We start from the raw sequence: 19,988 nt of genomic DNA, 5'->3' as shown, positions 1-19,988 counted from the left end.
GTAGAGGCATCGAACCGGTCCAGTAGAAGTGCTAAGCTCCAGCATGGGTCGGCGGGGCTACGTCCACATTCTGGCGTCGCAAAGGAATGGCACGCTTTATACCGGCGTGACTTCCGATCTTGCCGGTCGCCTTCTTCAGCATCAAACCGGATCTGGCTCGAAGTTCGCGAAACGGTACGGTGTCATGCGCTTGGTGTGGTTTGAAGAGCATGCCTGGGTCGTCGACGCTATCAAGCGTGAGAAGGCGATCAAGAAATGGCCGCGGCGGTGGAAGATCAAGCTGATCGAAGAAAACAATCCGCACTGGCACGACATTGCCTGGCATCTGTTGTGACGCCGACTATCGGCACCGGCTCTGGCTTCGTCGAGTCCGAGGCATGGATTCCCGACACTCTCCGCTCGCTGCGCTCGCTCACGAGGTCGGGAATGACGACAGTTACGGTACGCTTCAGCTATTCACCAACGCTGGCGACTGGCTGAAGCATCCAACGTTGTCGTCATTCCCGACCTCGTGAGCGACCGAAGGGAGCGGAGAGTGTCGGGAATCCATGCCTCGGACTCGACGAAGCCAGAGCCGATCAAGAACCTGCTGCTTCGCGATGCGAGACTGTCACCGTCGGCGCAACACCATGACGCTGCAGAAAGAGTTGCGGCGAAGCGGCGGATTAGGGACTAAACTCCGGCGTACTTGCAAAGATCCTACCAATCCCCCACCGTCGCCTGCACCAGCGCCAGCGCCGCCACGGCCGCCGTGTCGGCGCGCAGGATGCGCGGCCCGAGCGGGATGGCGGTGACGAAGGGCAGCGCCCTGAGTTGCCTGCGCTCGTCGTCGGAAAACCCGCCTTCCGGGCCGATCAGTAGCCCGAGCTTTTTCTCCGAAATCGCCTGTAGCGCGGGCAGGGGGTTGTTGGTGGACGCATCCTCGTCGCAGAAGATCAGCCGCCGCTCCCTGTCCCAGCCGGCCAGCAGCCGCTCCAGCTTCACCGTCTCCGCCACCTCGGGCACCGCGAGGATGCCGCATTGCTCGGCCGCCTCGACGGCGTTGGCCTTGAGCCGGTCGGTGCCGGCCTTCGCCACCTGCGTATGCTGGGTGACCACCGGTTGCAGCAGGCCCGCGCCCATCTCCACCGCCTTCTGCACGAGATAGTCGAGCCGCCCCTGCTTCAGCGGCGCGAAGCAGTAGACGAGGTCGGGATGCGGCGGCTGCGGCCGCGTCTGCTCGGTAAGCCGGAGCGCAGCGGCCTTCTTCGACCGCGGCTCCACGACCGCTCGCCATTCGCCGTCGCGGCCGTTGAAGACCAGCACCTCCGCGCCGTCGCCCATGCGCAGCACGTTGAGCAGATAATGGCTGTGCCGCGCCCCGGCCTCGACGACCTTGCCGGCCGAAAGGCCGTCGCCGAGGAACAGCCGCTGCATCTTGTAATTGGCGCGCATGGTTACAACTGATAGTCCGGTCGGTGATCTTTCCAGTGATGGAAGTTCTCACAGGACAAACCGGCCTTGAGAGCGGCCTGATACAGATGGAAATCCGCCGTCAGTATCGTCGTCTTGTCGCCTGCCATCGACAGAATGGCGGCATCTGCAAGTCCGAGCCGTCCGAACTCGGGCCGCACCCGCGCCGTCCTGCTCGGCACATAGTCTTCGGGCCAGCTATCGATGAAATGTCCGAAAGTGCGCATCAGGCTCGAATGAAGATGTTTGGGAGCCTGGCGAACCAGGTTGGATGTCTCGGTCAGGACGTTGGGGCTGAGGCGCACCCCAGCCGAATTTCTCAGGGCCGCCGAAAGGATATCGAAATCGATCTCATCATATGCCTGAAGGCGCTTGTGGTCGGGAATCAAATCGCGGCCCGTGACGCCAACGATCAGAAGCACCGAGAGGTTGGTATCCAGTATAAGGGTGCCAAACCTCAATTCACTCCCTCGAGTCTCTTTATCGAAAGAATTTCACCGTCGGAATCCCGCAACCGAACGACACGATAGTCGCGTTTCGTATCGCGCGGTGGGAAAACGGTTCCTTGATCCCACGGTCGCGAGAATCCGAGGGTTATGTTCCAGACCTTGCCGCTCAACTCGATTTCCTCAAGTCCGAGATTGCTCACCTGCTCGTCGGCGAGCAGGTCGATGACATATCTCTTGGCGGCCTTCACGGCTTCCTTGGCTTCCATCAGAGTATTCCGGTGGTCGAATGGATTTAGATATCGTCCGGCTGGCCGTCTGCGTCAAGAAAGGCCTCGGCAAGCGCTGGAACCGAGGTTTGCCGGCAGGCCGAAAACCCGGTTCCAAGATACCTAAGCGTCGTCGCAGCTATCCAGGACAAAGGCCGGCCGTCTTTGTCGATCCTGCCAGCGTGGCAGATGGCTGGCAATGCGGCAGGGTGGGGCAGGCATGGTCAAGCGCGCGCCGCGCTCCGAGCCGCGGTCTCGCCCGTCCGGCTCAGCTGGCCAGAACGTCCTCGATGTTGTGCCCCGTCTTCTTCCGGTAGGCGCGGCGGGCGGACACGATCTCGGTCCAGAACGCCTGGGTCACGCCATCGGGCAGGTCGTCGGGCAGCCGGATCGCCGAAAGGGCGGATTCGTTGAAGTTCAGCGCCGTCGCCCGCCGCAGCGTGCGGGAAGCGACGCCCTGGGTTCTGAGCGCGGTGAAGGTGGAGACCAGCATGCGTGTGATCCTTGATCTGCGACCCGGGTTGCCTTCCGCACCTTTCGGCGCCTAGCGAATGCTCGGAGCCGCCGCCAGTGCCTGCTCGCAGGCGCTGGCCAGCGCCCGGTTCGGCCTGTCCTCGCCGAGCGGCGTGGCCCAGCCTGCCTGAACGACGAGATCCGGCCGCTGAAAGGCCCTGACGATTTTCAGGTCGGCCAGGACGTCGGAAGATCGAGGATCGGTTCTCGATCGTTCCAGGCAATAAGGCGTCAAGCTCACCACGACCGCCGCGGCGGCCGCGTTGTCCGCCATCCGCCGCGCCGTGCCGTCGGTGACCCAGCCGCCCCATGCGAAGCCGGCGACCGCCAGCGCGATTGCGCCCGCCCCCGCGCCGAGGAAGGCGGGAGAAACCCATTCCGGGACGTGCATGGAAATGTCCAATCCGTGATCTGGACAGGCGCGCCTGATTGCGAGCGTGAGCGGCGACCGTATCACGGAAACCGCCCCACGGGAATGAATCGGCCGGACTTCCAATTGTCTCGCTATCCCGGTCGCGTGCTGATAGGGTCCGGAAGTCGGCAGCTTCTTTCCAGGCGCTGCTGGTTCATGGGCGACGGCCACCTCAGGCTGAGGGTGCCGCCGGATGAGCTGAGCCGGTTCGTGAAGCATGCATCCGGCCGCCGGGCGGATGAAAACGCATCGTCGGCTGTCATCCGGACAGTCGGGCGGCAAGGAGAAGCCTGTGCGACATCTCGCCCGATTGGCGGCTGAACCGTCGGCATGGCTCGCCGCCTTTGTGACGGTCGGCGTGATCGGCTCCGTTCTCTACCTGACGCTGAGCAGCATCACCTTCTGACCGGGAACGATTCCGCTGGTTATCGGTGTCCGCTCTTCGGTCTTCGGCGATCGGCGCTCGGATGCCACACCGGCCGGTATCCGGCCCTGAGCACTTCGATCGTCGTCGGCGGGGTCAGCCGCCAGATGTCGTAGAGCGCCAGGTCAAAATAGTCCCACGAATCGGCATAGCCCCAGAAATTCCAGGCGCGCAGGTCCTTGCCCTTCTTGGCGAAGCAGCGCTCGCCCTGGAACAGCATCGCGCCATCCGGCAGCGCCTCGACGGCGTCATGGTCGAGATCGACCAGGTCGCCGCCGCTCGCCAGCCTCTCCGCATGCAGCCGTGCGTCGATCTCGCCCGCCTTCGGCCGTGCGATGCCGAACGCCTTGCCGAAACAGTCGGCGAATTCCTCCGCCTTGTCGCGCCGGCAGTAGAAGCACGGCCGGTGTCCGGCGGCGAGCGCCGTCACCTCGTCGAGGAAGAACAGCTCCGTCCAGCCCGCATTGCCCGAAGGCGTGTTGCGGCCCATCACCGCGCGCTTGTGCCCGCGGAATTCGCATTCGCAGATGATCCAGGCCTTCGTCGTCCAGCGCCGCGAAAGCAGCGTCTTCGTCTTGGGATCGTGGATGACGCCGCGGTTTCCCGTGAACAGGCCGCGCTCCGGCACGGCCTGGATGTCCCCGAACGGATCGACGCGGTTCTGCAATGGCATGGCTGTGGCCCTATCGACATGTCGGCCGCCCATGATATCGGGCATCTGGTTCTTTGCATTCCGAAACAGGATTTTTCGATGCGGGTTCTCGTCGTCCACAACTATCCCGCCACGGGCCTCGGCCAGGTGGGCGCCGCGCTTGCCGAGGCGGGCGCCGAGCTCGACCAGCGCATGGCGCATGACGGCGAGGCGCTGCCCGCGACCTCGGACGGCTACGACGCCGCCCTGCTGCTCGGGGGCGGGCAGAACGCCCTGGCCGACGAGGCCTATCCTTATTTCCCGGCGCTGCTCGATCTCGCCCGTGACTTCACCGCAAGGGACAAGGCCGTCCTCGGTATCTGCCTGGGCAGCCAGCTTCTGGCGCGGGCCTTCGGCGGCGAGAACCGGATCGGCGGGGCGAGGGAGTTCGGCTGGTGCCCGGTCAGCCTGACCGGGGAAGGCGCGGTCGATCCCGTGCTGGGCGGCGTGGCGCCCGAGTTCCGCATCTTCCAGTGGCACGACGACACCTTCACCCTGCCGCCCGGCGCCGCGCATCTAGCCTCGAGCGGGGTGGCGAACAGCCAGGCCTTCCGCCTCGGCCGCGCTACCTACGGCGTGCAGTTCCATTTCGAGGCCGACCGCAAGCTGGTGCATGAATGGAACACGGCCTTCGCCGGCACCATCGCCGAGCGCCAGCCCGACTGGCCGGACCGCTACGAAAGCGAGGCGGCCCGCCACGGACCGGGTGCCGACGCGGCCGGCCTTGCCATCGCCCGCGCCTGGGTCGGTCTGATCTGAGAGCTCGCCGCGTGGCACAAAAGCCACGCCCGTCCGCCGTCTTTGTGGAAAGGCGAGGAACCCCATGGCGTGCCGCCGCGCGCCGGCCTAGAAGGCGCGCGTCTTCCACCCCCCTCACGGCATTGCAACACAATCGTAACCGCGATCCCGTAAGAGTTTAGCGACCAAAACCCGAGAGTCCCGCCTTGCGATCCGCGCTCCTTTGCCTTGCCATGTTCTTCGCCATCGTCGTCTGCGGTCTCGGCGTCTACTCGGTCGATGCCGGCAGCGACACCGTCGTCGACGGCTACGGGGTCGTCGCCGAGCACTGATGCCGGCGGCGCCCCATCCGCGCCCCGCCTCAGATCACCACGAAATCCGCATTGGTGATGCCGAGGCCGGGGTCGAGCTTCGCGAACAGCACGCCGCCGCCGGCCGCATTGCCGTTGAAGTCGTAATAGAGCTCGCCCGTATCGGTCTCGTAGATGATGCGGTCGGAAGCATCCTGCGCCAGGCCTGTCGTGTTCGCTCGGAACGCCGCGGCCGCCAGCGTGCCGAGCGTCGTCAGCGCCGTGAACACGGCGTTGTCGAGCTGGACGGTGTCGTCGGCGAAGATGAAGTCGGTGATGGTGTCGACATTGCTGGCGGCGTTCAGCGCCGAGCTGAAGATGAAGACGTCCTTGCCGGCGCCGCCGGCCAGCGTGTCGTTGCCGTTATAGCCCTTGATGACGTCGTTGCCGGCGCCGCCGGAAATCACGTTGATGCCGTTGGTGCCGAACAGATTGTCGGAGAAATCCGAGCCTGTCAGGTTTTCGATCGAGTTGAAGGTGTCGCCCTTGGCGTCGCCGGTGTTGAGCGTCGAATTGGCGAGGCTGACGGTGAGGCCGGCCTTGGCCGTCGTATAGGCGGCGCGGTCGATGCCGGCGCCGCCGCTGAGATAATCGGCGCCGGCGCCGCCCATCAGCGTGTCGTTGCCGTCGCCGCCGAGCAGCGTGTCGTTGCCGGCTCCCGTATAGATGCGGTCGTTGCCGCCCTCGCCGCGCACCTCGCCGGCGACGACCGTGCCGAGCCGGCCGTCATAGAGATCGTCGCCGCCGCCCAGCCAGATGTCGCCGACCATCTTGCCGCTGTTGATGATGGTGTCCTTCGTCAGCGACTCGACGATCTGGCTGCCGACCGTGCCGACCGAGACGAACGCGCCGAAATTCAACGTGCCTACCGCCGGCTCGGTGATAGCTCCCTCGCCGGCGATGATGGAGCCTGAGTTCCTCAGCGTGAACGTGCCGCCGGCTGCGCCGTTGAGGACACCGATCGAACCCGTGGTGATCGTGCCGGAGTTGGTCATCGTCAGCACGCTGGTTGCGTCGCCGCCGGCGAACCCGATGCCCGCGCCCCGGTTGGCGGTGGCGACGATCTCGCCCTCGTTCACGAGGTTTCCGGAATTCCCGAGGATGCCTATGGCCGCTACGGGACCCGTGGCCAGCCCCAGACCGACGACCTTCCCGCTCTCGCCGATGTGGATGGTGTTGCCCGTCTCCCCAGGGTTGCCCAGGACGATCACTGGCTGGTCGCCCGCCGCCACGGTGCCGTCCACCACCACCGTGTGATCGGATCCCGTGCCTCTCACGATGGCGGCGACATAGATGTCTTCCCCGACATACAGGCTGTCGGTCGTCGTGAGATCGATAGGTGTACCGGTATTCTCGAAAGGAATCTGCCAGGCCATGTCCCCAACCCTCCGGGTTCGATCGGTTGCCGTAAACGGACCCATTCTACGGAGGATTGTAACCGGACGATGCCGGCCGGCGCGGCGTTTGAAGCGGCGTCAGCCCGCCGTCGCCGCGATCAGCCGCTTCTGCCCGCCCTCGGCGACGAAGGCGGTAAGCACGCCGGAGCGCCAGGCGCCGCTGTCGACGTTCACGCGATTGGCCAGCAGTTCCGGCACGCGCGTGATGGTGTGGCCGTGCACCACCACTTTCGGATGCAGCCCGGCATGATGCAGGAAGCCCTCGCGGATCCAGACGAGGTCGTCCGGATGCTGCATGTCCAGCGGCACGCCCGGCCGGATGCCGGCATGGCAGAAGAAGAAGTCGCCGAAGGAGACGCCGAAGCCGCGCGAGCGCAGGAAATCGGCGTGGCCGGCCGGCACGGCCTGCACGAGATCGGCGTGGAAGCGCCCGAGGTCGCGGGTCGGCCCGAACGACACGCCGTAGGATGCGGCGGTTTCGATCCCGCCATACTGCATGAACAGCGAATCCGTCGACGGCCGGGCGAGGAAGTCGAGAAAGCCGATGTCGTGATTGCCGGCGAGCGTGACGATGCGCGGGTCGGCCGCGCCGGCGGCGATCAGGAAGTCGATCACCCCGCGCGATGACGGGCCGCGGTCGACATAGTCGCCGAGATGGATGATGCGCCAGTCGGCCGGCCGGTCGCGCTTGATCTCGGCGCGGATCGTCCCCAGCATCCTCTCCAGCAGGTCGAGCCGGCCGTGCACGTCGCCGATGGCGTAGAGGCGCATGCCCTCCGGTGCGCGGGCGGCCTCGAGATGGACGCCCTCAGCCATCGGCCTGGTCGTCCACCACCAGGATATGCAGCGCGCGCGGCCCGTGCGCGCCGAGGATCAGCTTCTGCTCGATGTCGCCAGAGCGCGACGGGCCGGAGATCAAATTGACGGTGCGCGGCATGGCGCCCTTGCCGTAGCGGTCCCGCACCTTCGCCAGCGCGCTCTCCAGGTCACCTTCGATGTCGGCGGCGTTGACCACCACGATATGGTGATCGGTGAGGAAATTGATGCTGGTCGGGTTGTCCGGCCCCGACGTGAGCAGCAATGTCCCCGTCTCGGCGATGCCGCCGCCGGCATGGCTGACGCCGACCGCGTCGTCGCCGTCGGAGGCGCCGCGGCGCAGTTCCAGCGTCTTCTGCTCGGCCCAGGGCATCGCCTCCAGCCGCGCGTCCGCGCCCATGCGCACCGAGGCCGGCAGGTTGCGCTCGCGCAGATAGGCGGCGACCCTCCCGGGCACCTCGTCGTAGCCTGCCACGCGCTCGACGCTGGCGAGCAGCTTTTCGGCCATGCTGCGGAACAGCGCGACCCGCTCGGCCCGCGGCAGCTGCCCCCGCGCCGGGATCACCCCCTGAGGCGCGGCTTTGAGCCGCTCGGCCACCGCCTGCCGCCGAGCCGGGTCGTCGCCGGCCCCGAGCGATTGCCGCACCTTGGCGAGGATGGCGTCACGGCCGGTCATGCGGGCATTTTCCTTTATAAGCAGCACCCGGCTCCAGCCCCGCTATCCTGAGCTTGTCGACTGGGCTGGACGTCTCCCGCTTGAAGGCGGGGCTATCGCAGATGGGATTACCCCCACCCCTAACCCCTCCCCTCAAGGGGGAGGGGGACTGTCTTGCGTCTCCGCCAGGCGCAAATCGTCTATGGCTTTGCGCTGCATGGCGGCCGCAAGATCCCCCTCCCCCTTGAGGGGAGGGGTTAGGGGGGGGGTATCGGGCCAGGCGACGCTTCGAGAATTTCCATATGCGATAACCTTGCCCTTGCGGGGGAGATGTCCGGCCCGTTCGACAAGCTCAGGACAGAGGGGGGTGCGAAGGCACGCCGAGCCGAAAACCATCACCGCGCCCGCCTGTCCCGCGCCACCTGCTGCATGAACGTCCGCCCCTGCGGCGCCGGGAGATCGCGAAACTCCGTCCATCCTCCCGCCAGTGGCAGTTTCGTGAACCGACCCTTGCGGCGGCCGAACGCCGACAGCAGCGGCGCCACCAGCCCGGTCACCGCCCCGTAAAGCCGTGGCCGCCGCGCGAAGAACGCCCAGAGCTTCAGGCCGCTGCGCTGCACCGCCGGGTTCAGCCCCCGCTCGAACTCGCGCTCGCGCCAGTGCCGCATCATCTTGGGCAGCGGTATCTTCATCGGGCACACGCTTTCGCAGCGCCCGCAGAAGGTCGAGGCATTGGGCAGGTGCCCGCCCTTGTCGACGCCGATCAGCGACGGCGTCAGCACTGCGCCCATGGGCCCGGGATAGACCCAGCCATAGGCGTGGCCGCCGACCGCGTGGTAGACCGGGCAGTGGTTCATGCAGGCGCCGCAGCGGATGCAGCGCAGCATGTCCTGGAACTCGGTGCCGAGCATCGCCGAGCGGCCGTTGTCGATGAGCACGACATGGTATTGCTCCGGCCCGTCCGGATCGCCCGGCCGGCGCGGCCCGGTCGACAGCGTCGTGTAGACGCTCATCTCCTGCCCCGTCGCCGAGCGCGCCAGCACGCGCAGGATCTGCGCGGCGTCTTCGAGCGTCGGCACGATCTTCTCGATCGAGGCGACCACCACATGCACCTTGGGCAGGATCTGCGTCAGGTCGCCATTGCCCTCGTTGGTGACGATGATCGAGGTGCCCGTCTCGGCGACCAGGAAGTTGGCGCCGGTGATGCCGACATCGGCGTCGAAATAGGCGGGGCGCAGCACGCGGCGCGCCTCGTAGAGCAGCGCTTCGTGCTCGGAAAGGTCGCGGTCGGCCGGCAGGTGGCCGTGCACGCGGCGAAAGTCCGCCTCCACCTGGTCCTTGGTGAGGTGCACCGCCGGCGCGATGATGTGGCTGGGATGCTCGCCGCGCAGCTGGATGATGTATTCGCCGAGGTCGGTCTCGACCGGGCGGATGCCGTTCTCCTCCAGGAAGCCGTTGAGGGCGATCTCCTCGGTGATCATCGACTTGCCCTTGGTGACGGTTTTCGCGCCCGCCGCCCGGCAGATGTCGAGAACGATCCTGCGCGCATCCGCGGCCGTCTCGGCCCAGTGCACATGGCCGCCGGCGTCGCGCACCTTCTCCTCATAGGCTTCGAGATAGAGGTCGAGATTGTCCAGCGCGTGGTTCTTGATGGCGCGGGCGGAGTCGCGCAGCCGGTCGAACTCCGGCAGCGCCTCCACCGCCTTGAGCCGCTTGTCGATGAAGCCGGAGCGCACATTGCCCAGCGCCTTCTGCAACTCGGCGTCGCCCAGCGCGGCATGGGCGTTCCGCTTGAAGGCGGGTGAGGTTATCTGCATGGGCGGGCTCCCCTTGCAGAACTGCTGGACCTGCGCATCTTCGCACCCCCCTCTGTCCTGAGCTTGTCGAATGGGCCGGACATCTCCCCCGCAAGGGGGGAGATTGGCCGGCCGCTTTGGTTTCGCCAATCGCCAGCGTTGCCGAAGAAGCACGGAGAGTGGAACTGCCAATCTCCCCCCTTGCGGGGGAGATGTCCGGCAGGACAGAGGGGGGTGCGAAGAAGCGAAAATCGACGAACCATTCTCACCCCCTCCCGCCGATCGGCGGCGTGTCGACCATGCCGGCCAGCACTTCCGCGACGTGCCGCACCTCGACGCTCGAGCCCTCGCGCTTCAGCTTGCCGGCCATGTTCATCAGGCAGCCGAGGTCGCCGGCCAGCAGCGTGCGCGCACCCGAAGCGCGGATCGAGTCGGTCTTGCGCGCGACGATGGCGTTGGAGATGTCCGGATATTTCACGCAGAACGTGCCGCCGAAGCCGCAGCACACGTCGGCGTCCTGCATCTCGATCAGTTCCAGCCCTTCGACCGACCTCAGCAGCGCCCGCGGCTGCCGGCTGATGCCGAGCTCGCGCAGGCCGGAGCAGGAATCGTGATAGGTCACCGCCTCGCCGACGCTGGCCGCCACGCTCTCCACCGCCAGCACGTCGACCAGGAAGCTCACCAGCTCGAACACCTTCGCCGAAAACGCCGCGGCGCGGCCCTGCCATTCGGCGTCGCCGGCAAACAGCGCCGGATAGTGCTTCCTCAGCATGCCGGCGCAGGAGCCCGACGGCACCACCACGTAGTCGAATCCCTCGAAGGCGCGGATGGTGTTTTCGGCGATGGCGCGTGCGTCCGCCCGGTCGCCGGAATTGTAGGCCGGCTGGCCGCAGCAGGTCTGGGCGCGCGGCACCTCGACCGTGCAGCCGGCATCCTCCATCAGCCGGATCGCCGCGAAGCCGACCGATGGGCGGAACAGGTCGACCAGGCAGGTCACGAACAGCCCGACACGCGGGCCCGGTTCTGGCAGGGGAAGTTCGAGCTGGGTCATCGAGAGGCCTGGCTGGGGTGGGTCACGGTGTCTCTGGCTCAGCTGCTCGTCGAAGCAGCGGAGTGAGACGACGTTGGCACTCTGTCGCACCCCCCTCTGTCCTGCCGGACATCTCCCCCGCAAGGGGGGAGATTGGGACTGCCGCATTGGTGTTGCCAATCGTTAGGCTTGGAGAAGCGTTGCCGAAGCTGCCAATCTCCCCCCTTGCGGGGGAGATGTCCGGCAGGACAGAGGGGGGTGCGAAGAAGCGAAGCCTGCCAGAAGCCGACTCGTACCACACGGAATCGCCCCCCATCATCCCGCCTTCCGCCGCTCGGCATCCAGCCGCTGCCGCAGCCTGAGCTTGGACACGCGCTGCCAGTCGCCGCTGCGCTCGGCCTCCGCCATCGCCAGCTCGACGAAGCTGATGTGGTCCATCGCCGCCTTGCGCGCCGCCGCCGGGTCGCCGCCGGTGACCGCCGCGTGGATGGCGCGGTGCTGCGCCAGCAGTTTTTCGCGCGCATCGGCAAGCGTGAAGACGATCAGCCGGTTCTGGAAGACGCCGTCCGACAGGAGCCGGTAGCAGGAGCGCAGCGTGTGCAGCAGCACGATGTTGTGCGCGCATTCGCCGATCGCATTGTGGAACTCGACGTCGATCTCCGCCTCTTCCGCGAAGTCGCCGCGCCGGTGTGCGTCCTCCATGCGCTCGATGATGCGCCGAAGCAGGGCGCGGTCATCGTCGGTGACGCGGCGCGCCGCATATTCGGCCGCCATGCCCTCCATCTCGCGGCGGTATTCGAGATAGTCGGCCTTGGCCTTGGCATGGCTGACGATCAGCTCGGCCACCGGCCTGGCGAACACCTGGCCGACGACGTCGGCCACATGCGTGCCGCCGCCGTGCCGCGTCGTGATCAGCCCGCGCCCCTCCACCGCCTTCAGCGCGTCGCGCAGGATCGGCCGCGACACGTCGAACTGGCGCGCCAGCTCGCGCTCGCCGGGCAGCCGGTCGCCGGGCCGCAGCACGCCTTCGAGGATCAGCGTCTCGACCTGCTGCACCACCTCGTCGGCGGTGCGCGAATGTTCTATGCGGGAAAAGATCTCGCCCACGCCAAAGCCCGGTGCCAGGAACCGCGGCGACAATAAAGGCAAGCCGTCCAACTGGTCAAACAAATTATCCACTTGTCCATTTCGGCGAGCGGGCCGGGGCTTCCGCGGCCGGCCTCGGCGGCCGGGCGGCGGCGACCCCTCGCATGTCCTCGTCCGCACCGCGAAAACGGCGACGGCGGTGCCGCCACGGCCTGGAGCGGCGGGGTTTTGCCGCCGCCGCCGGCGTTGTGGACAAATTCCTGCTCCATGGACGCCTGTTTTTAGGCAGGGCCATTGTTCGGCAACCGTTTTTTGGTGGCGGCATCGGGGCGTCGGCGAAGACATGTCCCCTCCCGCCATGGCGTGGCGCGAATCGCGGCGCGGCAAAGTCCCGCATTGGCTAGACCCTTCCGCAAGGTCATAAGGGTATGTTGCAGGGGACAAGACCGTGAGCGCCGAGCCGTCGAGACTCGACTTTTCCGCCTCCCTGACCGGCACGGTCATGGGCTTTCCCGCGCATGAGGGCCGTCCCGGCGCCATCGGCGAGGTGCATGCCCGCCCGCATCCGCTGATCGAGGCGCCGCGCGTGCTGGTGCAGCTCTCCTTCATGACCGACGGCGGCTCGGCCGTCGACCATGCCGTGCTGGCCGAGCTGTCGCGCCGCCTCGGCATCGCCGCCCCCGACCGGCAGGCCCGCCACCATGCGATGAAATGGGGCAAGGGCACGCTGCGCTGGGAGCGCCACACCGAATTCTCCACCTATCTGTGGGAGGGCCCGCTCGGCGCAGCGAAAGGCCGCAAGGCCGAGGATTCGCCCTTCGGCAACGGCTTTTCGGCGCCCGGCACGGTGATCTCCGGCATCCGCCTGGAGATGCGCGAATGGACGCCGGAGAGCGAGCCGCTGATCGCCGGCTTCGACATGGAAAGCCTGTGCCATTCGCTGGTCGAGAACGGTCTTGCCGCCATCGCCACCGATTTCCGCCAGGACGGCGACGGGCTCACCCGCATCCTCGTGCTCGACCGCGGCCTGTCGGCCTCGCGCCGCGGCGCGCTGGCGCAGCGCCTGATCGAGATCGAGACCTATCGCACCCTCGCCATGCTCGGCCTGCCGCTGGCGCAGTCGCTGTCCGGGCGGCTTCGCCGCATCGAGGACCGGCTGGCCGAGATCACCGGCGCCATGCGCGCCGGCGGCCGCGGCGGCGGCCAGGAACTGCTCGCGGAACTCACCGAGCTCGCCGCCGAGCTGGAGGCCGACGCCGCCGCCAGCCTCTACCGCTTCGGCGCCAGCCGCGCCTATGACGGCATCGTCGAGGAGCGGCTGGCCGCGCTCGGCGAGGAGGCGGTGCCGGGCCACGACACCTGGGCCGGCTTCCTGCAGCGCCGCGTCGCGCCGGCCATGCGCACCTGCCGCTCGGTCGAGGAGCGCCAGGCCAATCTGTCGCGCAAGCTCACCCGCGCCACCACGCTCTTGCGCACCTGGGTCGACGTCGAGGTCGAGAAGCAGAACCGCGACCTGCTCGCCTCGATGAACAACCGCGCGAAGCTGCAGCTGCGCCTGCAGCAGACGGTCGAGGGCCTGTCGGTCGCCGCCGTCTCCTATTATGTCGTCGGCCTGGTCGGCTACCTCGCCAAGGGCATCACCGTCTTCGGCATCAACCTGAAGCCCGAACTGGTCACCGCCCTCTCCGTCCCCGCCGCCATCCTCGCCGTCTGGTGGGGCGTCCGCCGCATCCGCCGGACGCATAGCGAGCGGGAGCGCGCCGCGTCGAGTTGAGGACGCCCTCGGGCTTGGTGCCCGCGGACCGGCTAAGACATTGAAATCGCAAGGCCAATGCGGTCTCGCGACCGCGTGTCGGAAGTTTGCGTCGAGCCCGGCTTGCGATGCCTTCGGCCAACTGGTAAATGCTTTTTACCAGTAGATCCAAGGGCAGAGCCATGTCCGGACTAGCCATGCCGAAGCCGGACGCCGCGACGCTGTCGCGGCGCGCCGAGATCGTCGCCGACCTGGCGCGCATCGTGCCGGGCGAGGGCGTGGTCGACGCCGTCAACGAGATGCGCGCCTTCGAGAGCGACGGGCTCACCGCCTACCGCCAGCTTCCGCTGGTCGTGGTGCTGCCGGAAACCACGGCGCAGGTGTCGAAGATCCTGAAATATTGCGACGAGCGCGGCATCCGCGTCGTGCCGCGCGGCTCCGGCACTTCGCTGTCGGGCGGCGCCCTGCCGCTGGAAGACGCCGTGCTGCTGGTGATGAGCCGCTTCAACGCCATCCTCGACATCGACTTCATGAACCGCTGCGTGGTGGCGCAGCCGGGCGTCACCAATCTCGGCATCACCCGCGCCGTCGAGGAGGACGGTTTCTACTACGCCCCCGACCCTTCCTCGCAGATCGCCTGCTCCATCGGCGGCAATGTCGCGGAAAATTCCGGCGGCGTGCACTGCCTGAAATACGGGCTTACCGCCAACAACGTGCTCGGCGTCGAGATGGTGCTGATGAACGGCGAGGTGGTGCGCCTCGGCGGCAAGCACCTCGACGCGGAGGGTTATGACCTGCTCGGCATCATGACCGGCTCGGAGGGGCTGCTCGGCGTCGTCACCGAGGTCACGGTGCGTATCCTCAGGAAGCCGGAGACGGCGCGCGCCCTGCTGATCGGCTTCCCGACCAGCGAGCAGGGTGGGCAGTGTGTAGCCGACATCATCGGCGCCGGCATCATCCCGGGCGGCATGGAGATGATGGACCGGCCGGCGATCCATGCGGCCGAGGATTTCGTCCAGGCCGGCTATCCGCTCGAGTGCGAGGCGCTGCTGATCGTCGAACTCGACGGTCCGGGCGTCGAGGTCGATCACCTGATCGGCCTTGTCGAGGCGATCGCGCTGCGCAACGGCTCGACCACCTGCCGCATCTCCACCTCGGAGGAGGAGCGCCTGCGCTTCTGGGCCGGCCGCAAGGCGGCTTTTCCGGCTGTCGGCCGCATCTCGCCCGACTACTACTGCATGGACGGCACCATCCCGCGCAAGGAACTGCCGCGCGTGCTCGCCGGCATGCGCGAGCTATCGCAGCAGTACGGCCTGCGCGTCGCCAACGTCTTCCATGCCGGCGACGGCAATCTGCATCCGCTCATCCTCTACGACGCCAACCTGCCCGGCGAGTTGGAGAAAGCCGAGGCCTTCGGCGCCGACATATTGCGGCTCTGCGTAAAAGTCGGCGGCGTGCTCACTGGCGAGCATGGCGTCGGCGTGGAGAAGCGCGACCTGATGCCCGAAATGTTCTCGCAGGCCGATCTCGACCAGCAGATGCGGGTCAAATGTGCCTTCGACCCCAACCATCTGCTCAATCCGGGAAAAGTGTTCCCGCAGCTCCGCCGCTGCGCCGAACTCGGCCGCATGCACATCCATGCGGGCAAGATGCCGTTTCCGGACATTCCGAGGTTTTGAGGTTGAAATGCGTGCGCTCCTTCGCACCCCCCTCTGGCCTGCCGGCCATCTCCCCCGCAAGGGGGGAGATCAGCAGCTTCGGGCTCGCCGCTTCTCATTCAACGTTGCTGGTTGGCGAAAGCCGTGCGTCCGTCTGATCTCCCCCCTTGCGGGGGAGATGGCCGGCAGGCCAGAGGGGGGTGCTCCGCGCCTCGGCCCCTCTGCGAGGCTCTGAGCGATGCTCTTCAAGCAGGCCATCCTCGACGGTATCGCGGCAGGCATTGTCACGCTCGCCTTCCGCCGCTGGAAGCGGCCGACGGTGAAGGCCGGCGGGAGGCTGCGCACCTCGGTCGGCGTGGTCAGGATCGGCGCGATCGCGCCTTGCGATCCAGCCGGACTGACCGAGGCGGATGCCGCCGCCGCGCGCTTCCCCTCGCTGGCGGCACTGCGCGAGATGCTCGGACCCGGCAATGGCGACCCTGTCTACCGCATCGTGCTCGCCGGCATCGAGCCGGACGAGCGTGTGGCGAAGCGTGAGAATGCGGAACTTTCGGACGCCGAGTGGCGCGACCTCCGCGCCCGCTTCGACCGCTGGGAGAAGACGGCCCCTGGCTATTTTCCGTCGATCCTGCGGGCGATCGGCGAGCGTCCGGCCGTCGCTGCCGTCGAGCTCGCGGCAGCCCTCGGCGTCGAAAAGCTGAAGTTCAAGCAGGACGTGCGAAAACTAAAGGAGCTCGGCCTGACCGAGAGCCTCGACGTCGGCTACCGACTGTCGTCGAGGGGCGAGGCGGTGCGGAAGTGGTTGGGGGAGGCGCGATGATCGCGCAGAACCCGGGTTCCTCGCCCCCGCAAAGCGGGGGAGAGGTGTCGAGGGCGAAGCCCGAGACGGAGAGGGGGGCTGCGACACCGAGCCGCCGCTCGGCCGAAAAACTCGCCCGCGCGCGTGAGCTCCGCCACGGCGACAACATGGCGGAAGCCATGCTTTGGAATGAGTTGCAGGCAAAGCAGCTCGGCGGCTACAAGTTCGTCCGGCAGATGCCGTTGGGTCCATACTTTGCCGACTTCGCCTGTCGGTCTGCCAGGCTTGTCGTCGAACTCGACGGCAGCCAGCACGCCGACGATAAACGCGATCGCCGCCGCGATGCGTTCATGCGCGCTCAGGGCTATTCCGTTCTGCGTTTCTGGAGTTCGGATGCAGTGAAAGACACCGGGAGTGTTTGCGAGACGATTCTGGCCGCGCTCGACGGAAGGCTGAGCGAAGACGTTGTTGCGAGCGATCTGCGGTATGTGTTCGCGCGCCGGGCTCCGAGAGGTGTCGGTGGTGAGTGATCTGATGCCCCCCTCTCCGCCTCGCTGCGCTCGGCACCTCTCCCCCGCTTCGCGGGGGCGAGGAACCCAGGATTTTAGCCGTCCATGACCACCTTCACCCCCACCTCCGCCGAGGAAGTCCTGTCCGCCGTCCAGTGGGCCGTGTCCGAAAGCGCGCCGCTGGAAATCCTCGGCCATGGCTCCAAGCGCGGCATCGGCCGGCCGCCGCAGACCGGGCACGCGCTCGACCTGTCGAGCCTGACCGGCGTCACCCTCTACGAGCCCGAGGAACTGGTGCTGTCGGCCAGGGCCGGCACGCCGCTTGCCGAGATCGAAAACCTGCTTGCCCAAAACGGCCAGGAGCTTGCCTTCGAGCCGATGGACTATGGCCCGCTTTTGGGTGGTCAACAGGGCAGGGGGACGATCGGCGGCGCGCTCTCAGCCAACCTGTCCGGGCCGCGGCGGATAAAAGCCGGCGCGGCGCGTGATCACATCCTCGGCATAACCGCTGTCTCGGGCCGCGGCGAGGCTTTCAAGGCGGGCGGACGCGTCGTCAAGAACGTCACCGGCTACGACCTGTCGAAGGCGATGGCCGGCTCGTGGGGCACGCTCGCCGCCGTCACCGACGTCACCTTCAAGGTGCTGCCTGGGGCGGAGACCGAGACGACGCTGGTTCTGTCGGGCCTGCTCGACGACGCCGCGGTGGCTGCCATGGCGGTCGCCATGGGCTCGTCGGCGGAGGTTTCCGGCGCCGCGCACCTGCCGGAAACGGCCTCGGCGCGCATCGACGGCCTGCCGAAGGGCGCGGCGACCGTGCTGCGCGTCGAAGGTTTTGGCCCGTCCGTCGCCTACCGCATCAACCACCTGAAGCAGGCGTTCGGGCTGGGCGCGGAGGCCGTGACGATTTCGGCGGAGGCGTCGAAGCGTCTGTGGCGCGCCATCCGCGACTGCGCGCCCTTTGCCGACGGCACGGAAAAGCCGGTCTGGCGCGTCTCGATGGCGCCGAACGAGGCGCACAGGCTCGTCATGGCGCTGCGCATGCAGACGGCGGCCGACGCCTTCTACGACTGGGCCGGCGGGCTCGCCTGGCTGCGCATGGAACACGAGTCGGAAGCCGAACTGCTGCGCGGGTTGGTCAAAAAACTCGGCGGCGGCTATGCGACCCTGGTGCGCGCAAGCGCCCCGCAGCGCGCGGCGAACGCCGTCTTCGAGCCGCAGCCGGCGGCGCTCGCCGCCCTCTCGGCACGGCTGAAGGCCGAGTTCGATCCACAAAACATCCTCAACCCGGGACGGATGGGGTAGAATGAGGGAGCTAGTGTGCCGTTGGAGATCGTCATGAAGATCACGGATGTACTGAGCTCCGATCCCGAGATCGTTTCCGGCGCCGTCGTTTTCAAGGGTACGCGTGTTCCGGTTGATGCGCTCTTCGAAAATCTGGCGGATGGGATGTCGTTGGAAGCTTTTTTGGAGAACTTTCCAACTGTCGAGCGCGCACAGGCGGAAACTGTTCTGCATCTCGTTGGAGAGGACGTGAAGCGCTACTTCCCGAAGGCCGCGTGACGGCGATTTTCGACGAAGGCGTTCCGCTCGATTTGTTGCCGATCCTGCGCAAGGCGGGTTGCGACGTTGTTGGCTTTCCGAACAGGTGGAAGGGAACCAAGAACGGCCGGTTGGTGCAGCTTGTCGAGAGCGAGGGCTTCACCTGTTTGCTCACCAGCGACAAGAACCTGCCACACCAGCAGAACCTTGCCGGCAGATCCTTTGCGATTGTCGTTCTGCCGTCACCTCGGCTTGCAGAGCTTAAGGTGATTGTCAGCCGGATTGTCGACGCGGTCGTCACGGCGAAGCCGGGTCACGTAACTTTGGTCGAACGATAGACTATGCAAACCACCTTCTCCTCCGCTCAGCTTGCCGATCCGCATGTCGCCGAATCGGAGAAGATCCTGCGCAAATGCGTGCATTGCGGGTTCTGCACCGCGACTTGCCCGACCTATGTGACGCTCGGCAACGAGCTGGACAGCCCACGCGGGCGGATCTACCTGATCAAGGACATGCTGGAGAACGGCCGCCCGGCCGACAAGCAAATCGTCACCCATATCGACCGCTGCCTCTCCTGCCTCTCCTGCATGACCACCTGCCCGTCGGGCGTGAACTACATGCATCTGGTCGACCATGCCCGCGCCCATATCGAGAAGACCTACAACCGCCCGCTGGCCGACCGGCTGGTCCGGGCGCTGCTCGCGGCGACGCTGCCCTATCCCCGGCGGTTCCGGGCGGCGCTCAAGCTCGCGGGGTTCGGACGGCCCTTCGCAAAGCTGTTCGCCGGCATGCCGGCGCTGAAGCCGCTGGCGTCGATGCTGAGGCTCGCGCCCGCCTCGGTGCCGGCAGCGTCGCCGGTCTCGCAGCCCGGCCGCCATGCTCCGCGGGGCGAGCGGCGCGGCCGCGTGGCGCTGCTCACCGGCTGCGCCCAGTCGGTGCTGGAGCCCGGCATCAACGAGGCGACCGTGCGCCTGCTCACCCGGCTCGGCGTCGAGGTGGTGGTGCCGCCGGGCGAAGGCTGCTGCGGCGCGCTGGTGCACCATATGGGCAAGGAGGAGGCCGCACTCGCCGCCGCGCGGAAAAACGTCGACGCCTGGACGCGCGAGATCGAGCGCGGCGCCCTCGACGCCATCGTCATCACCGCGTCCGGCTGCGGCACGACGATCAAGGATTATGGCTTCATGCTGCGGCTCGACCCTGCCTATGCCGACAAGGCGGCGAAGGTTTCGGCCTTGGCGAAAGATATCACCGAATATCTCGCGACGCTCGACCTGCCCGAGCCTTCGGTCAAGCCGGGCCTGACGGTGGCCTATCACTCCGCCTGCTCCATGCAGCACGGCCAGAAGATCACGCGCCAGCCGAAGGAATTGCTGGCGCGTGCCGGCTTTTTCGTGAAGGAGCCGCGCGAGGGCCATCTGTGCTGCGGCTCGGCCGGCACCTACAACATCCTGCAGCCGGAGATTTCGGCAAGACTGCGCGACCGCAAGGTGAAGAACATCGAGGCGACCGGTGCCGCGCTCGTCGCCACCGGCAACATCGGCTGCATCACCCAGATCGCTTCGGCGGCGAAGCTGCCCGTGGTACATACGGTGGCGCTGCTCGACTGGGCCTATGGGGGGCCGAGGCCGAACGGCGTCTAGGCTGGGAGGCTAACG

23 protein-coding genes are annotated in these 19,988 nt (G+C 67.0%); 11 read left to right on the top strand and 12 right to left on the bottom strand.

The annotated features are described in order from the left end of the window. The first annotated feature begins 43 nt into the window (after positions 1-43). A complete protein-coding gene (locus C7I84_RS17950) occupies positions 44-334 on the top strand; it encodes a GIY-YIG nuclease family protein (protein ID WP_106773588.1) in 291 nt (96 codons plus the stop codon). A 365-nt stretch (positions 335-699) separates the two neighbouring features. Here the strand turns inward: C7I84_RS17950 and C7I84_RS17945 are convergent, their stop codons facing one another. The 6 genes from C7I84_RS17945 to C7I84_RS17920 all read right to left on the bottom strand — a co-directional run bounded on the left by C7I84_RS17945 (position 700) and on the right by C7I84_RS17920 (position 4,189). Further along, positions 700-1,434, bottom strand: coding sequence for a 16S rRNA (uracil(1498)-N(3))-methyltransferase (locus C7I84_RS17945; protein ID WP_106773587.1), 735 nt, complete (start codon positions 1,432-1,434; stop codon positions 700-702). Between the two features lie 2 nt (positions 1,435-1,436). Further along, positions 1,437-1,874 (bottom strand): PIN domain-containing protein, encoded by a 438-nt coding sequence (locus tag C7I84_RS17940; RefSeq protein WP_133170111.1) that lies wholly within the window; start codon positions 1,872-1,874, stop codon positions 1,437-1,439. A 35-nt stretch (positions 1,875-1,909) separates the two neighbouring features. After that, complete coding sequence (locus C7I84_RS17935) at positions 1,910-2,167, bottom strand: hypothetical protein (RefSeq protein WP_106773585.1); 258 nt, start codon at positions 2,165-2,167, stop codon at positions 1,910-1,912. Positions 2,168-2,435: 268 nt separating this feature from the next. Continuing rightward, positions 2,436-2,660, bottom strand: coding sequence for a hypothetical protein (locus C7I84_RS17930; protein ID WP_106773584.1), 225 nt, complete (start codon positions 2,658-2,660; stop codon positions 2,436-2,438). Between the two features lie 51 nt (positions 2,661-2,711). Beyond that, entirely contained in the window at positions 2,712-3,071 is a 360-nt protein-coding gene (locus C7I84_RS17925) for a hypothetical protein (protein WP_106773629.1), read from the bottom strand. Between the two features lie 446 nt (positions 3,072-3,517). Further along, positions 3,518-4,189, bottom strand: a complete 672-nt coding sequence (locus tag C7I84_RS17920; RefSeq protein WP_106773628.1) for a hypothetical protein — start codon at positions 4,187-4,189, stop codon at positions 3,518-3,520. A gap of 78 nt (positions 4,190-4,267) precedes the next feature. Between C7I84_RS17920 and C7I84_RS17915 the strand changes: the two genes are divergently transcribed. Beyond that, complete coding sequence (locus C7I84_RS17915) at positions 4,268-4,966, top strand: type 1 glutamine amidotransferase (protein ID WP_106773583.1); 699 nt, start codon at positions 4,268-4,270, stop codon at positions 4,964-4,966. Positions 4,967-5,151: 185 nt separating this feature from the next. Beyond that, complete coding sequence (locus C7I84_RS30880) at positions 5,152-5,277, top strand: hypothetical protein (RefSeq protein ID WP_280954223.1); 126 nt, start codon at positions 5,152-5,154, stop codon at positions 5,275-5,277. 29 nt (positions 5,278-5,306) lie between these two features. Here C7I84_RS30880 and C7I84_RS17910 read toward each other — a convergent pair whose 3' ends face one another. From C7I84_RS17910 to C7I84_RS17875, 6 genes are all read right to left on the bottom strand, one after another. Beyond that, positions 5,307-6,671: a calcium-binding protein gene (locus C7I84_RS17910; protein WP_165816123.1), complete on the bottom strand. Its 1,365-nt coding sequence runs from the start codon at positions 6,669-6,671 to the stop codon at positions 5,307-5,309. A gap of 99 nt (positions 6,672-6,770) precedes the next feature. Then, complete coding sequence (locus C7I84_RS17905) at positions 6,771-7,508, bottom strand: metallophosphoesterase (protein ID WP_106773581.1); 738 nt, start codon at positions 7,506-7,508, stop codon at positions 6,771-6,773. Further along, positions 7,501-8,184, bottom strand: coding sequence for a LutC/YkgG family protein (locus C7I84_RS17900; RefSeq protein WP_106773580.1), 684 nt, complete (start codon positions 8,182-8,184; stop codon positions 7,501-7,503). Before C7I84_RS17900 ends, C7I84_RS17905 begins: the two co-directional genes overlap by 8 nt. Before the next feature lie 374 nt (positions 8,185-8,558). Next, positions 8,559-9,980, bottom strand: coding sequence for a LutB/LldF family L-lactate oxidation iron-sulfur protein (locus tag C7I84_RS17895; RefSeq protein WP_106773579.1), 1,422 nt, complete (start codon positions 9,978-9,980; stop codon positions 8,559-8,561). 244 nt (positions 9,981-10,224) lie between these two features. Then, a complete protein-coding gene (locus tag C7I84_RS17885; protein WP_106773577.1) occupies positions 10,225-11,010 on the bottom strand; it encodes a (Fe-S)-binding protein in 786 nt (261 codons plus the stop codon). A gap of 294 nt (positions 11,011-11,304) precedes the next feature. Next, entirely contained in the window at positions 11,305-12,096 is a 792-nt protein-coding gene (locus C7I84_RS17875; protein WP_106773627.1) for an FCD domain-containing protein, read from the bottom strand. 427 nt (positions 12,097-12,523) lie between these two features. Here C7I84_RS17875 and C7I84_RS17870 point away from each other — a divergent pair, with 427 nt between their 5' ends. From C7I84_RS17870 to glcF, 8 genes are all read left to right on the top strand, one after another. Beyond that, the gene (locus tag C7I84_RS17870; protein ID WP_425351358.1) at positions 12,524-13,849 is read left to right on the top strand and encodes a DUF3422 family protein; all 1,326 of its coding nucleotides are present in this window, start codon (positions 12,524-12,526) and stop codon (positions 13,847-13,849) included. Positions 13,850-14,010: 161 nt separating this feature from the next. After that, positions 14,011-15,507, top strand: a complete 1,497-nt coding sequence (locus C7I84_RS17865) for an FAD-linked oxidase C-terminal domain-containing protein (RefSeq protein WP_106773576.1) — start codon at positions 14,011-14,013, stop codon at positions 15,505-15,507. A 217-nt stretch (positions 15,508-15,724) separates the two neighbouring features. Continuing rightward, positions 15,725-16,306: a hypothetical protein gene (locus tag C7I84_RS17860; protein ID WP_106773575.1), complete on the top strand. Its 582-nt coding sequence runs from the start codon at positions 15,725-15,727 to the stop codon at positions 16,304-16,306. Beyond that, on the top strand, positions 16,303-16,815 hold the full coding sequence (locus C7I84_RS17855) for an endonuclease domain-containing protein (RefSeq protein WP_106773574.1): 513 nt from the start codon (positions 16,303-16,305) through the stop codon (positions 16,813-16,815). The genes C7I84_RS17860 and C7I84_RS17855 overlap by 4 nt, the downstream gene beginning before the upstream one ends. An 84-nt stretch (positions 16,816-16,899) precedes the next feature. Beyond that, positions 16,900-18,096 (top strand): glycolate oxidase subunit GlcE, encoded by a 1,197-nt coding sequence (glcE, locus tag C7I84_RS17850; RefSeq protein ID WP_106773573.1) that lies wholly within the window; start codon positions 16,900-16,902, stop codon positions 18,094-18,096. A 33-nt stretch (positions 18,097-18,129) separates the two neighbouring features. Further along, a complete protein-coding gene (locus C7I84_RS17845) occupies positions 18,130-18,354 on the top strand; it encodes a DUF433 domain-containing protein (RefSeq protein ID WP_106773572.1) in 225 nt (74 codons plus the stop codon). After that, on the top strand, positions 18,351-18,671 hold the full coding sequence (locus C7I84_RS17840; RefSeq protein WP_106773571.1) for a hypothetical protein: 321 nt from the start codon (positions 18,351-18,353) through the stop codon (positions 18,669-18,671). The genes C7I84_RS17845 and C7I84_RS17840 overlap by 4 nt, the downstream gene beginning before the upstream one ends. A 3-nt stretch (positions 18,672-18,674) precedes the next feature. Next, entirely contained in the window at positions 18,675-19,973 is a 1,299-nt protein-coding gene (glcF, locus tag C7I84_RS17835) for a glycolate oxidase subunit GlcF (protein WP_106773570.1), read from the top strand. Positions 19,974-19,988 lie beyond the last annotated feature (15 nt).

Source organism: Kumtagia ephedrae (genome assembly GCF_003012745.1).
Classification (GTDB): domain Bacteria; phylum Pseudomonadota; class Alphaproteobacteria; order Rhizobiales; family Rhizobiaceae; genus Kumtagia; species Kumtagia ephedrae.
This window is presented reverse-complemented; position numbering and strand designations above follow the sequence as displayed.

Excerpts from the sequence above, each read along its gene's own strand:
- C7I84_RS17925 (WP_106773629.1), bottom strand. The coding sequence starts at position 3,071 with ATGCACGTCCCGGAATGGGTTTCTCCCGCCTTCCTCGGCGCGGGGGCG.
- C7I84_RS17900 (WP_106773580.1), bottom strand. The coding sequence starts at position 8,184 with ATGACCGGCCGTGACGCCATCCTCGCCAAGGTGCGGCAATCGCTCGGG.
- C7I84_RS17910 (WP_165816123.1), bottom strand. The coding sequence starts at position 6,671 with ATGGCCTGGCAGATTCCTTTCGAGAATACCGGTACACCTATCGATCTC.
- C7I84_RS17950 (WP_106773588.1), top strand. The coding sequence starts at position 44 with ATGGGTCGGCGGGGCTACGTCCACATTCTGGCGTCGCAAAGGAATGGC.
- C7I84_RS17895 (WP_106773579.1), bottom strand. The coding sequence starts at position 9,980 with ATGCAGATAACCTCACCCGCCTTCAAGCGGAACGCCCATGCCGCGCTG.
- C7I84_RS17920 (WP_106773628.1), bottom strand. The coding sequence starts at position 4,189 with ATGCCATTGCAGAACCGCGTCGATCCGTTCGGGGACATCCAGGCCGTG.
- C7I84_RS17860 (WP_106773575.1), top strand. The coding sequence starts at position 15,725 with ATGCTCTTCAAGCAGGCCATCCTCGACGGTATCGCGGCAGGCATTGTC.
- C7I84_RS17915 (WP_106773583.1), top strand. The coding sequence starts at position 4,268 with ATGCGGGTTCTCGTCGTCCACAACTATCCCGCCACGGGCCTCGGCCAG.
- C7I84_RS17935 (WP_106773585.1), bottom strand. The coding sequence starts at position 2,167 with ATGGAAGCCAAGGAAGCCGTGAAGGCCGCCAAGAGATATGTCATCGAC.
- glcE (WP_106773573.1), top strand. The coding sequence starts at position 16,900 with ATGACCACCTTCACCCCCACCTCCGCCGAGGAAGTCCTGTCCGCCGTC.
- C7I84_RS17885 (WP_106773577.1), bottom strand. The coding sequence starts at position 11,010 with ATGACCCAGCTCGAACTTCCCCTGCCAGAACCGGGCCCGCGTGTCGGG.
- C7I84_RS17865 (WP_106773576.1), top strand. The coding sequence starts at position 14,011 with ATGTCCGGACTAGCCATGCCGAAGCCGGACGCCGCGACGCTGTCGCGG.
- C7I84_RS17945 (WP_106773587.1), bottom strand. The coding sequence starts at position 1,434 with ATGCGCGCCAATTACAAGATGCAGCGGCTGTTCCTCGGCGACGGCCTT.
- C7I84_RS17855 (WP_106773574.1), top strand. The coding sequence starts at position 16,303 with ATGATCGCGCAGAACCCGGGTTCCTCGCCCCCGCAAAGCGGGGGAGAG.
- glcF (WP_106773570.1), top strand. The coding sequence starts at position 18,675 with ATGCAAACCACCTTCTCCTCCGCTCAGCTTGCCGATCCGCATGTCGCC.
- C7I84_RS17845 (WP_106773572.1), top strand. The coding sequence starts at position 18,130 with ATGAAGATCACGGATGTACTGAGCTCCGATCCCGAGATCGTTTCCGGC.
- C7I84_RS17905 (WP_106773581.1), bottom strand. The coding sequence starts at position 7,508 with ATGGCTGAGGGCGTCCATCTCGAGGCCGCCCGCGCACCGGAGGGCATG.
- C7I84_RS17930 (WP_106773584.1), bottom strand. The coding sequence starts at position 2,660 with ATGCTGGTCTCCACCTTCACCGCGCTCAGAACCCAGGGCGTCGCTTCC.